We start from the raw sequence: 11,935 nt of genomic DNA, 5'->3' as shown, positions 1-11,935 counted from the left end.
CGGCCCCTCGCCCCGCACCCTCGTCGGCACGCCGTCCCGTTCCGCCCGGCACGTCCGGATGCGAGGTGGTCGGCATGACGACCACCTCGGACGACTCGGCGTCCACGGCCCCGGCGGAGACCGTCTCGGCGTCCGAGCGGTTGCTGTTCGGCGGTGAACTCGCCTACGACCAGGGCTGGAGCCAGCACAACGGGACCTGGGTGAAGCTGAGCATGTGGCGGATGGCCGTGAGCTTTCCCCGGCAGGTCGGCATCGCCGTACGCCTCGCCCGGCAGGCCGATCCCCGCGCCCTGTACACGGTGGCGGTCAGCGAGATCGGCCGCGGTGTGGCGCAGGCGTTCTCTCTGGTGGCGGTGAACGCGCTGCTGACCGAACTCCTCGCGTCGGGAGTCCTGGTCGACCGGCTGCGGGCGGCCCTGCCGTCGCTGGTGTCCGTGTCGGCGACGGCGGTCGTCTCCTCGCTGCTCAAGTCGGCGTCGACCGCCTCGACGGGGATCCTGGAGCCGAAGGTCCAACGGGTCGCCACCGAGCGGTACCTGGGCCTCGTCGCCCGGGTGGAGATGGACGCCATCGAGGACGACGCCTTCCACAAGCTGATGGACTCGGCGCAGTGGGGATCCGAGGGGGCCCGGCGGATGGTGGGCTACTGCACGGCCGTGGTCGCCTCGGCGATCTCCCTGATCGCCGCCGCGAGCGTGCTGACGGTCCTGCACGTGGCGCTGCTGCCGCTCCTCGTCGCGATGGCGCTGCCGAGCGCGTGGGGATCCCTGACGATGGCCCGGGCGCGGTACGAGAGCTGGCACCGGTTCGTCCAGCACGCGCGCGCCGGGCAGCTGTTGAGGCGCCTCCTGATCGACCAGCAGGCGGCGGGCGAGGTCCGGGTCCACGACGTGGGGCCGTTCCTGCTCGAGCACTACCGGGGCATGGCGGAGACCAGCGAGCGCGAACAGACGCGGCTCGCGTGGGTGGGAGCCCGCACGGGGCTGCTCGCGGACGGGGTGCGCGGCGTGGCCACGGTCGCCGCGTACGCGGTGCTCGGGCTGCTCCTGTGGAACGGGCAGATGGCCCTCGCGGTCGGCGGTACCGCGGTGCTCGCGATCCGGGCGGGGTCGGCGAGCATCACGGACCTGGTGCTGCGGGTCACCGACATCCAGGAGGAGTCCCTCTTCGTCGCCGACCTGGAGCGGCTGTGCACGGAGGCCGAGCGGCGGGCGATCCCCGAGGTGGGCCTCGACCTGCCGGAGGACTTCGACGCGATCCGTTTCGAGAAGGTCACCTTCTCCTACCAGGGGGCCGAGGAGCCGTCGTTGCGGGAGGTGGACCTGGTCATCCCCCGCGGCAGGACCGTGGCCCTCGTGGGGGCGAACGGATCGGGCAAGACCACGGTGTCCAAGCTGCTGTGCGGCCTGCACATGCCCGACACCGGCCGGGTGATGTGGGGCGATGTGGACGCCGCCGAGGCCTGTCGGGCCCGGCTCTTCTCCCGGGTGGCGATGGTCGCCCAGAACTTCCAGCGGTGGCCGTTCACCGCCAGGGTGAACATCGGGATCGGCCGGCCGGGCAGCGCGATCGACGACCGCGACGTCGACGCCGCGGCGGCCTACGCGGGCGCCGACGACGTCGTGGCGAAGCTGCCCCGAGGCCTGGACACGCTGCTTGCCCGCGGCTATCGGGGCGGTCAGGAGATCTCCGGCGGGCAGTGGCAGAAGATCGGCCTCGCACGAGCGCGGTACCGGAACGGGCAGATCCTGGTCGTCGACGAGCCGACCAGCGCCCTCGACCCGGTGGCCGAGCAGCGGGTCTTCGACCAGATCCACCGGCTCGCCGGTACGGGTCAGACCACCGTCCTGATCACCCACCGGCTCCACAGCGTCCGCCACGCGGACCTCATCTACGTCCTGGAGCGGGGCCGGGTCGTCGAGCACGGCACGTTCGAAGAGCTCATGGACCCGGCCTGCGGCACCGGGACGTTCCGGGAGGCCTACAACCTGCAGGCCCGTCAGTTCCTGGCCCCCGCCGTCCCCGGACAGTCCGGGCGCCCGGACACGGCCTCGCGCTAGCGTCCCGCGGGGATGTTCGACCAGTCGAAGAGGAGGTCGGAGAGGGCGGTCCGGGCCTGTGCGGCCTTCTTGCCGTCCTCGGCCCGGGCCGCCGGGGCGAGTTCGGCGTGGATGAAGGTCGCGTGGTGGCCCTCCGCCGACTTCCCCTGGACGTTCGTGGTGCCTTCCAGGGGGCATCGGTCGGCCCAGCCCCGGCAGACGCGGAGGCCGCTCGCCTGCATGCGGGCGGCGAGGGTCGCGGCCTCTTCGGGTGCGGTCTGCGCGGCGCCGGTGGAGAGGATGGCGTCGTAGGGGCGGTCCGGTCCCTTGGCGAAGCCGTGCAGCTGGAGGCCCGGAACACCGCGCTTCTGCAGTTCCGTGACGATCGTGTGGAAGACGCTGTCGGTGCGGTGGGCGACGTCCGCCGCGTCTCCCCGGCCGGAGGTGCGGTGGGCTCCGGCGAGGACGAGGGCGCCGCCCGACGTCTTCTCCAGGAGCCGGGCGCCGAGGGACTCGGTGCCGCGGTCGGCCACCGGGTGCGGCACCTGGACGCTCCAGCGGATGCCGGAGTCGGCGGCGACGTACAGCCGCCCCCATCGCGCCTCGGCGCCCGGCTTCCGCGCGGCGACCTCGTCGTAGCGGCGGCCGAAGCCGGAGTCGGTGAGCCGGGTCACCTGGAAGCCGACGGAGGCGAAGCTCTCCTCGGCCTTGTCGCGCTCGCCGTCGAGGAGCTGACCGACACCCCGGGCGAGGCGTTCCCGCTGGGCCGCGCTGGGGGGCGTGTACGGGTCGTGGGCTCCGGCCTGCTCGGCGTACTCGACGATCCGGTCGTCCAGGTTCACGAGCTCACCGGTACCGGGATCCCCTGCCGCCTCCTGGTCGCGCGCCGCGTCATGGCAGCCGACGAGGGAGAGCACGAGTCCGATGACGGCGAGAGCGTAAAGAAAAAGTGATGATCTCGTGACGCCCGAAGCGTAGTCGATCTTGGGACTCGTGTGAAGATCAGCCGGTGACATTCTGCGATTCTCTCCCCATAGGTCGTGCGCTGGCAGTGACGGCGGCCCTCGCCGTCCTCACCGTCGGCTGTGCGCCCACCCCGGCGGAACCGCAGATCAAGCCGGGTGGGCGCTCGTTCACCGTCGCCGCCGCAGGAGATGTTCTCATCCACCCGGAGCTGGTGGAGCAGGGTGCCCGGGACGCGAAGAAGACCGGCGAGGGGGTCGCCGGACTGGACTTCGGCCCGCTGATGGCCGGGGTGAAGCCGGTGATCAGCAAGGCCGACCTGGCCATCTGTCACATGGAGACGCCCGTGGGCTCCCCCAAGGGGCCCTGGCAGGGGTATCCGGAGTTCCTGGTGCCGCCGCAGATCCTCACGACCTTGAAGGACGTGGGCTACGACACCTGCTCGACGGCCTCGAACCACACCAACGACCACGGTCTGAAGGCCATCCGCAGCACTCTGAACGCGATGGACAGGGCGGGGCTCGGTCACACCGGTTCGGCCCGTACGCCCGAGGAAGCACAGAAGATCAACATCCGTGACGTCAAGGGCGTCAAGGTGGCACACCTGGCCTTCTCGTGGGAGTCCTTCCTCAACCCGACGCCCGCGAAGGAACGCTGGTCGTTCAACCGGATCGACACGGACGAGATCGAGAAGGCCGAGAAGCGGGCCCGGGCGCAGGGCGCCGAAGTGGTGATCCTCTCGCTCCACTGGGGCCTGGAGCACTACAACGAGCCGAGCGTCCCCCAGCTCCAGCTCGCCGAGCGGATCACCAAGGAGACCGGGATCAACCTGATCATCGGCCACCACGCGCACGTGGTGCAGCCGATCCAGAAGATCAACGGCAAGTGGGTCGCCTTCGGCCTGGGCAACCAGGTCGCCCGCCACGGGTCGCCCACGGGGCTGACCGAGGAGGGGGCGATCGGCTGGTTCGAGTTCCGGGAGACGGAGTCCGGGTGGGACGTGTCCGCCCGTTACCGCCCCACCCTGGTGGACATCCCGCCCGACGTCGAGCCCGGTGAGAAGCTCCCCGAGGGCGCCGTCGTGGACAACCGGCTCGTCGACGTCCAGCACGTGCTCGACCATCCGGACGGCATCGCTTCGGACCGGCTCTCCCGCTACCGCCTCGCCGCCGAACGGACCCGCGGCTTCCTCTTCAACCGGGGGGCTCCGGGGGGCGACGGCCTGGCCGAGCTCTCCCTGGACTACTGAACGCCCTCCCCTCTCGTGCGTTTGTACCACCACGGCTGACCGGGCCCGCGTCAGCGGCGGCCCGCGTGTGCGGCGGGCCGTAGGAATCAGGAAAGAGCAGCAGTGACATCGAGTAATGCCGCGTACCGCGTGCGAGGCGGGCGGCGCCGGAGCCGCAGGCGTGCGGACATGCCGCTCCTGGGCGGCATCCGTCCGCCGATCGCGGTCCTGTGCGTGCTGATCCTCGGCCTGGCCGGTCTGACGGCCAAGGTGCTCGGTCCCGGCAAGGACACGGTCGTGCCGGAGGCGGTGCTGTCCTCGCAGCAGTACTTCGCCGAGGACGGAGCCATCGCGCTGCGCGCCTCGATCGACGAGCGGATCACCGACCTGCAGCGGACCGCCACGGCGCTCAGCGCGGGCAGCCCGGTGAAGCCCGAGCGGATCCTCTCGGACCTGGGCCGGACCTACCAGAAGTGGACCGGCACGACCGTCGTCGACCTGGAGAGCGGGGACGTCCTCGCCGCGCGCGGGGAGACGATTCCCCTCTCGTGGCTGGACAAGGACGTCCTCCTCGGCAAGCAGGCCCTGACGCCCCGCATGGTGCGCCTCGAGACCGGCGACGTGCGTCTGATGACCATGGCCGTACTGGACTGGCCCGGTCGGCCGCAGCAGCTGCTCCTGGCGTCGAGCAGCCTGTCCGTGCCCGCCATCAACCTCGGCCCCTTCCGCACCATGTCCGTCGTCGCCGAGAACGGCGAGATCCTCGGCACGGCCGGCTTCGAGCAGGCCGAGGCGCTCAACTCCGAACAGGAACGCCAGGAGCTCACGTTCCTCCACAAGCAGATGACCCGCCTGGCCGACCAGGCCGCCGTGCGCACCGAGGAGCACCCCGTGCGCGCGAAGGAGCCCGGCTCCCGGGGCTACCCCGGCGTCAGCGGCACCCTCCTGGGCGGCGAGTACAACGGCCGCATCGCCACGGCGGGCTACGCCTCGCTCGCCTCCTCCCACCCGGAGAACAAGCCGAGCCAGGCCGCCGGCCTCGGGCTCACGGTGGTGGCCCTGCTGCCCGTGGTCGAGCAGAAGACCTCCGACCAGGGCCGCGAGCTGTACGGCCTGGCGGCGGCGGGCGTCCTCGTCCTGCTCGGGCTCCTCGCGGTGACCGTCCTCTGGGCGACCGTGCAGCGGCCGCTGCTCCGGCTGTTCCTGGAGTCGCGCCGGCTCGCCCGCGGCGATCTGACCCGGCCCGTCACCGTGCCCCGCTGGGGAGAGGCCGCCCGCATCGGCGCCGCTCTCGAACGCCTGCGCCGGCAGCTCGCCGGTGAAGGCGGCGGCTCCGACGGCGCCCCGCGCCGGCGGATCCTGGTCGGCGGACGCGGTCCGCTGGTGGTGACGGCGGCGCTGCTGCTCCTGTGGTGCGTGCCCGTCGGCCTGCTCCTGAACCGCACGGACGATTCGGTCAGCGTGCCGGCCACCATGGTCAACGACCAGCGCGACCGCACGGACCTGATCGCCGACCGCCTGCGCAGGGCGCTCAACGAGGCGCAGGCCGACCTCGTCTCCACCGCGAGTCTGATCGGCGAGGAGAACGCCGAGGACACCGGCCGCCTCCTCGACGAGGCGCTGCTCAAGCACCCCCGCTACCGGGCCCTGTACGTCGTCGACGCCGCCGGTGGCATCACCGCGAAGGCGGGTACGGACCCCCACGACTGGAGCGGCGGCAAGGACCTGCCGCCGGTCCGGGTGTCCGGACAGGGCGGCAAGGAGCCGATCGTCCAGGCCGGCGCTCCGGTGCCGGGGCGGGAGGGCGGCACCCTGGTCGGCGAGATCCGGGTGGAGTTCCTCGACTCGCTGCTCGCCCGTCCCGGCCTCGGCGACGTCCGCGTGGTGGACTCCGCCGGGCAGACCGTCGCCGCCGGCAACGGCTTCCTCGCCTTCGAGGAACTCCCCGACGGCCCCCTGACCGACCTCGTGCGGGCCGCCGGCCTGAGCGTCGGCGCGGGTCCCGTGGAGAACGGCCTGCTGATCCGCGAGGGGAACAAGGTCACCGTCGCCGCGGCGGCCCCGTTCTCCGGCGGCGGCGTCACGGCCGACATCGGCTGGACGGTCGTCAGCCGGCAGGACGCCTCGCGCTTCCAGATCGCCCCGTACGAGCGCGAGGACCGCAGCGTGCTCGCGGGAATGCTCGGGCTCGCCGCCATCATCTTCTGCCTCGGCTGGGTCTACCTGGTGGTCGTCCGGCCGCTGCGCGCCCTCGCCGGCAGTGCCGAGAAGCTCGTGGACGGCGACCTCAAGACCGTGCTGTACCCCCGGTACCAGGACGAGGTGGGCGCCGTCGTCCGCAGCCTCGAACTGCTGCGCCAGCAGGCGCAGGCCCACAGACACAACCAGGCGCGCCGGTCCGCGGAGACCCGGCCCGGCGTCGGCGGAAGGTGACAAGGCCGTGCTCTACCTCTACTTCGTCCTGCTGATCAGCGGCGTGTTCCTGCTGATCGCGGGCATCGTGGAACAGCGCAGGCACTACGCCGCCCTCCACACCATCCCGACCCGGGTGCTGGTCAACGGCATCCGGGGCAAGTCCTCCATCACCCGGCTCTGCGCCGGGGCCCTGCGCGGCGGTGGTCTGGTGACCGTCGCCAAGACGACGGGTACGGCGGCGCGCTTCATCCACCCCGACGCCACCGAGGAGCCGGTCTACCGGAAGTTCGGCATCGCCAACGTGGTGGAGCAGATCGGCATCGTGCGCCGGGCCGCCACGTACCGGCCGCACGCCCTCGTCATCGAGTGCATGGCCGTCATGCCCGCGCTGCAGGAGGTCAACCAGAGCAAGCTGATCCGCTCCACGATCGGCGTCCTGTGCAACGTGCGCGAGGACCACCTCGCCGAGATGGGCCCCACCCTGGACGACGTGGCCCGTTCCCTGTGCCGCTCGATGCCGGAGGGCGGCATCTGCGTGACCGCCGAGAAGGAGCGCTTCCACATCCTCCAGGAGGAGGCGGACGCCCGGAACTGCCGACTGGTCTACGCCGACCCCGAGACGGTCAGCGACGCCGAGCTGCGCGGCTTCAGCTGGTTCACCTTCAAGGAGAACGTCGCGATCGCCCTGGCCGTCGCGGAGCTCCTCGGCATCGACCGGGAGGTCGCGCTGCAGGGCATGTACGACGCGCCGCCGGACCCCGGTGTCCTCTCGGTGGAGCGCTACGTCACGCCCGACAACCGGCGGCTCGCCTTCGCGAACGTCTTCGCGGCCAACGACCCCGAGTCGACCCTGATGAACGTCAACCAGCTGCTCGACCTCGGGGCCATCAGCCGCCCCCTGAACGTCGTGATCAACTGCCGTCCCGACCGCGTCGAGCGCAACGGGCAGATGGGCGAGATCATCCCGGACCTGCGGCCGGACAACGTCTTCGTCATCGGTCACCCCGCGAAGAGCGCCATCGACGCCATCCCCGCCGCCTGGCGGGACCGGGCCGTCGACCTCGGCGGCGACCGGCGCCCGGCCGAGGACTTCATGCCGGCCCTGCTCGGCCGGATGCCCGACGGCTCCTCGCTCGTCGCCATCGGCAACATCCACGGCCAGGGCGAGGAACTGCTCGAGTACCTCGCCGAACTCCCGGCCGACGACAGCGCCGTCGACCACCCCGCCGGCGCCGACGAGGACTGGCCGCAGCAGGTGCCGACGGGCCCCGCCCAGCCGCCGCGCCTGGACCCGTACGCCTCGTACCCCCTGGCCCAGGAGGAGCGGTACCAGGCCTCCCAGACCCAGGAGATCCCCCTGGTCCGGATCCCGCTCCAGCCGGACGACACGCATACCGGGCCCGTGGTGCTCAAGGCCCGTCGCGGCCCCGACGACGACTGGGCCGTGCCCGGACCCGAGGAGTCGTTCGGCTGGTTCCACCAGCCGCGGGGGAACGACGACCGAACGCATCCTCGTCCCTGACCCGCCGACCGCCCGCCTCACCACCCCGTAACCGCGCCCGGAGCCCCCGTTGACCACCGCCGCCCTGACCCCCGAGATGGCCGCCCTGGGCATCGCCATAGGCCTGCTCTTCTCCCTGCTGTGCTACCTCACGACCAACCTCTCCCCCGGCGGGATGATCACCCCGGGCTGGATCGCCCTCACCCTCATCGAGGACCTGCAGCGCGCGGCCATGGTCGTGGGCGTCACCGCGCTGACGTACGCGGGCACCAAGCTCATGCAGCGGCTCGTGATCCTGTACGGCAAGCGGCTGTTCGCCGCGGTGGTCCTGCTCGGGGTGCTGCTCCAGGCGACGGTGATGATCGTCCTCTCGATCGAGTTCCCCCTGATGTACGGCAACCAGACCCTCGGCTTCATCGTGCCCGGCCTCATCGCCTACCAGCTGGTCCGCCAGCCCAAGGGGCCCACGCTCCTCGCGACGGCCTCCGTCTCGCTCCTCGCCTACATCGTCGTCGCCGCCGGCCTGCTGCTCGGCGTCATGCCCGCCGCCGCCTGAGCATCGCCGCCCGCCGGCCACCGCCTGAGAACCAAGGAAGAACCATGGCAGGGAAGAAGAAGTCACGCACGCTCCTCTCGGGCCTCGCCGTGCTCGGGCTCGTCGCGACCTCCGGGTACCTCACCCTGGAGCTGCGCAAGCAGGAGGAGCAGGGCGTCACCGAAGTCCGCGACGTCGGCGTCCTCAACGGCACCGGGAAGGCGGGCGCGGCCCGGAACACGGCTGCGGAGCAGTGGTCGCGCCTGGAGAACCCCGCGCGCAGTGTGCTGCGCGGCGCCGACGGCCAGATCGAGGCGGTCCTGACCGACGGCGCGCGGACCGCGAAGCTCACGGGCCCGGCCCGTACCTTCGCCGAGCCGACCTCCACGGCCTCCAAGGTCTCCACGACCGACTGGATCCGGCTCATGCCGAAGCCCTGGGCCAAGGGCGCGGAGAAGGAGAAGTGGTTCAAGGACTGGTACGCGGAGAACGCGGACAGCAAGGAGGACGACATCTTCGCGTTCGCCTTCCAGTACGTGGCGGGCGCGCCGCAGCGCAAGGACGAGCAGGGCCGCGTCGTCGCGGGTGACGCGAACTTCGGGCCGCTGAACACCACCGGGGCCGAGGGCGGGGACCTCCGCCTGGAGCAGTCGGACTTCTACGACTTCCTGGGCGTCCCGTACCCCTTCCGGGACGGTGTCGTCGGCAGGCCTGAGGCCATACGGGCCCGGTCCCTCGACTGCTCCGGCTTCATGCGCATGGTGCTCGGCTTCCGCGCGCGCTACCCGCTGATGTCCTCGGACAAGTCCGGCGACGGCCTGCCCCGCACGGCGAACGGCATGGCCCGGTCCGATCAGGGCGTGGACATCCTGCCGCTGACCGGCATCGCCGCGCAGAACCGTCCCTCCGCCATCGACGAGCTGCAGCCGGGCGACCTCGTGTTCTTCAAGCTCGACACGCGCACCGGGCAGCGCCTCGACCACGTCGGCATGGTCCTCGGCCACGACACCGAGGGGCACCTGGTCTTCGTCTCCAGCCGCGAGGAGGTCAACGGGCCCACCATCGGTGACATCGGCGGTGTCTCCCGCCTCGACGGCAACGGCTACTACGCCAAGACGCTGCGCAGCGCGAAGCGTCTCTGACGCCCCCTAACGGCCGCGCATCAGCTCCAGGTCCTCGCCCCAGGCGTCGAGCACGGCGCCGTGTCCGTGGTGCCGTGCCACCGTCTCGACCCGGGCGAAGAGCCGCCGCTGGGCGGGGACGTCGCCCGATCCGGAGATGCGCGCCACGGCGTCGAGCAGCGCGTCGGTGTCCCAGCCGGGCAGCGGGTACCGGGCGAGCTCCCACTCCAGGTACTTGTTGTAGGGGCGGGGGCGGCGGTCGAGGGCGAAGAGCAGTTCGAGGAGGTGGCCGATGCTGTCGGCGGCGTCGAGCCGGGCCGCGAGCCCGTGTCCGTCCCTGTCGTTCTTGAGCGAGCGGTAGAGGGAGTTGGCGTAGGCGTCGAGCCACCGGGCGGCGGCGCGGGAGGCCTCGTCGGCGGTGAGGCGTGCCTTGGCGGCCAGGATCCGGGCGATGCCTCCGTCGAGCCGGTCGAGCACGACCCGGGCGCGGGCGAGCGCGTACCGTTCGAAGCCCGGCATTCCCAGGGCCCGGAACTCGGCGAGGGTGAGGAGGACGAGGTCGAGCTCTCGGGTGCGGTGCCCGGTGTAGCGGGTGAGGTCCGTCGGCACGCCTTCGGCGAGGACGACGTACAGGTCGTGGTCGGAGTGCTCGGTGGTCATGCCCTCGTGCGCCCGGGACCCCTTGAGGACGAGGCCGAGGACCGCCGGGTCGGCGGAGGCGAGGGCGACGAACGCGTCGTGGGTGAGGGGCCGTCGATCTGTCATCGGGAGATCCCGCAGGCCCCGAGCACCAGGTGCAGCCGTTCCTCGGCGGTTTGGGTCAGGGGCGGAAGGAGGAGGGTCGGCAGACCGGCTTCGACGCCCCCGCCGTCGTGGCCGGAGCGGTCGCCGACCATGAGGGCCTCGTCGGGGCGCACCCCGAGCTGCTCCAGGGCCACGCCGAAGAAGGCGGGGTCGGGCTTGCACAGGCCGTGTTCGAAGGACAGGGCGTAGCCGTCGACGTACGCGTCCAGGCCGGTCTTCTCGAACGCGGGCCGGATGTCGACGTGGATGTCGCTGATGACGGCCACCTTGACCCCGGCGTCCTTCAGCTCCGCCAGGGTGGGTGCGACGTCCGTCGCGAACGGGTTGCCGGTGGGGTCGGAGAGGGTCGCGTACAGCGCGTCGGCCAGGGCCGGGTCGATCCCCGCGGCCCGCACCCAGGTGTCGTAGCCCTCGCGGTGCGCGGCGGCGGACACGTCGGACCAGCCCGCTGCCACCTCCGGCCGTCCGCCCGCCTCGGTCAGAGCCTCGCTGATCCGCCGTACCTCCGGCTCCGGGGCTTCGCGGCCGAGGCCGAGCAGGGTGCCTTCGATCCAGTGGGCGCCCCTCGGTCTCCCGGCGATCGGACCCCACTTGGGGACCACGAGCGTTCCGACCCAGTCGAACAGCACGGCTTTGAAGTAGGACATCTCTCCCCCGAGAGCGGTCGGTTCGTGATCGCGGGCAGCCTTTCAGCCCCGTCCGGTGGCGTCAACGAACTTTCCCGCCGTGCCCGCCCGCTCAGCCGTGGAGCAGTCGCCAGGTGGTGAGGGCGAGCCGGGCGCGGGTCAGGCCCGTGGGGGCCGTGAGGTCCAGGGCGAGGGCCCTGCCGATGTGGTCGAGGCGGCGGGCGATGCTGCTGTGGTGGAGGTGGAGGAGCTCGGCCGCGCGGCGGACGGAGGCGGTGGCGCAGTAGGTGTCCAGCGTCTCCAGGTCCTCCGGGGACAGGCGGTCGATCGCGGTCACGTCGGGGTTGTCCCGTACGGCGTCCTCGGGGATGTCCGCCAGGAGGGCCAGCGCGCCCAGGTCCGCGTGGTGGACGACGGGTTCGCGCGGGGTGGTGAAGCGGAGCGCCGTACGGGCCTGGCGCCAGGAGCGGTCGGGGCTCTCGGTGCCGCCGATGCCCGCTCGTACGCCTGCGGGGAAGCCCGTACGGTCCAGGGTGGTGGCCAGGATGACGCCCACGTCGGCGAGCGGGGCCGCCTTCACCGGGCGGCCCGGGCACACCAGGGTGCCGACGCGGTCGAGCGGGAGGCGGGTGCGTACGGCGACGACGTGGACGGGGAGGTCGGGGGCGAAGCCCAGGAGGCGGAGCGCCCGGGCCCGGGCGCT

At 72.1% G+C, this 11,935-nt stretch carries 10 protein-coding genes; 6 read left to right on the top strand and 4 right to left on the bottom strand.

Translation table 11 applies throughout. From position 1 onward, the window contains the following. Positions 1 to 74: 74 nt before the first annotated feature. Positions 75 to 2,060, top strand: a complete 1,986-nt coding sequence (locus tag CCN56_RS26535) for an ABC transporter ATP-binding protein (RefSeq protein WP_086830493.1) — start codon at positions 75 to 77, stop codon at positions 2,058 to 2,060. Here CCN56_RS26535 and CCN56_RS26530 read toward each other — a convergent pair. Next, a complete protein-coding gene (locus tag CCN56_RS26530) occupies positions 2,057 to 2,956 on the bottom strand; it encodes a hypothetical protein (protein ID WP_306300635.1) in 900 nt (299 codons plus the stop codon). The two genes, CCN56_RS26535 and CCN56_RS26530, sit on opposite strands and share 4 nt — an antisense overlap. A 128-nt stretch (positions 2,957 to 3,084) precedes the next feature. Here CCN56_RS26530 and CCN56_RS26525 point away from each other — a divergent pair, with 128 nt between their 5' ends. The 5 genes from CCN56_RS26525 to CCN56_RS26505 all read left to right on the top strand — a co-directional run bounded on the left by CCN56_RS26525 (position 3,085) and on the right by CCN56_RS26505 (position 9,823). After that, on the top strand, positions 3,085 to 4,251 hold the full coding sequence (locus tag CCN56_RS26525) for a CapA family protein (protein WP_256962156.1): 1,167 nt from the start codon (positions 3,085 to 3,087) through the stop codon (positions 4,249 to 4,251). Between the two features lie 168 nt (positions 4,252 to 4,419). Then, entirely contained in the window at positions 4,420 to 6,663 is a 2,244-nt protein-coding gene (locus CCN56_RS26520) for a HAMP domain-containing protein (RefSeq protein ID WP_179199991.1), read from the top strand. 7 nt (positions 6,664 to 6,670) lie between these two features. Next, positions 6,671 to 8,167 carry a poly-gamma-glutamate synthase PgsB gene (gene pgsB, locus CCN56_RS26515; protein ID WP_086830488.1) on the top strand — a complete coding sequence of 499 codons (1,497 nt, stop codon included), beginning with the start codon at positions 6,671 to 6,673 and terminating at the stop codon, positions 8,165 to 8,167. Positions 8,168 to 8,216: 49 nt separating this feature from the next. Further along, a complete protein-coding gene (locus tag CCN56_RS26510; RefSeq protein ID WP_041133450.1) occupies positions 8,217 to 8,702 on the top strand; it encodes a poly-gamma-glutamate biosynthesis protein PgsC/CapC in 486 nt (161 codons plus the stop codon). 44 nt (positions 8,703 to 8,746) lie between these two features. Continuing rightward, positions 8,747 to 9,823 (top strand): C40 family peptidase, encoded by a 1,077-nt coding sequence (locus tag CCN56_RS26505; protein ID WP_086830487.1) that lies wholly within the window; start codon positions 8,747 to 8,749, stop codon positions 9,821 to 9,823. Between the two features lie 6 nt (positions 9,824 to 9,829). Here the strand turns inward: CCN56_RS26505 and CCN56_RS26500 are convergent, their stop codons facing one another. The 3 genes from CCN56_RS26500 to CCN56_RS44915 form a co-directional block, all read right to left on the bottom strand. After that, a complete protein-coding gene (locus CCN56_RS26500; RefSeq protein ID WP_086830486.1) occupies positions 9,830 to 10,567 on the bottom strand; it encodes a hypothetical protein in 738 nt (245 codons plus the stop codon). Continuing rightward, a complete protein-coding gene (locus tag CCN56_RS26495) occupies positions 10,564 to 11,253 on the bottom strand; it encodes an HAD family hydrolase (protein ID WP_086830485.1) in 690 nt (229 codons plus the stop codon). The genes CCN56_RS26500 and CCN56_RS26495 overlap by 4 nt, the downstream gene beginning before the upstream one ends. Positions 11,254 to 11,344: 91 nt before the next feature. Further along, a partial coding sequence (locus CCN56_RS44915; protein ID WP_143664631.1) for a helix-turn-helix domain-containing protein occupies positions 11,345 to 11,935 on the bottom strand: 591 nt, incomplete at its 5' end.

Origin of the sequence: Streptomyces sp. NRRL B-24572, from assembly GCF_002156145.1 — a bacterium.
In the GTDB taxonomy this organism is placed as follows: domain Bacteria; phylum Actinomycetota; class Actinomycetes; order Streptomycetales; family Streptomycetaceae; genus Streptomyces; species Streptomyces vietnamensis.
This window is presented reverse-complemented; position numbering and strand designations above follow the sequence as displayed.

What these genes read in the sequence shown, in the direction of transcription:
- CCN56_RS26535 (WP_086830493.1), top strand. Translation starts at nt 75, where the DNA reads ATGACGACCACCTCGGACGACTCGGCGTCCACGGCCCCGGCGGAGACC.
- CCN56_RS26520 (WP_179199991.1), top strand. Translation starts at nt 4,420, where the DNA reads ATGCCGCTCCTGGGCGGCATCCGTCCGCCGATCGCGGTCCTGTGCGTG.
- CCN56_RS26505 (WP_086830487.1), top strand. Translation starts at nt 8,747, where the DNA reads ATGGCAGGGAAGAAGAAGTCACGCACGCTCCTCTCGGGCCTCGCCGTG.
- CCN56_RS26500 (WP_086830486.1), bottom strand. Translation starts at nt 10,567, where the DNA reads ATGACAGATCGACGGCCCCTCACCCACGACGCGTTCGTCGCCCTCGCC.
- CCN56_RS26495 (WP_086830485.1), bottom strand. Translation starts at nt 11,253, where the DNA reads ATGTCCTACTTCAAAGCCGTGCTGTTCGACTGGGTCGGAACGCTCGTG.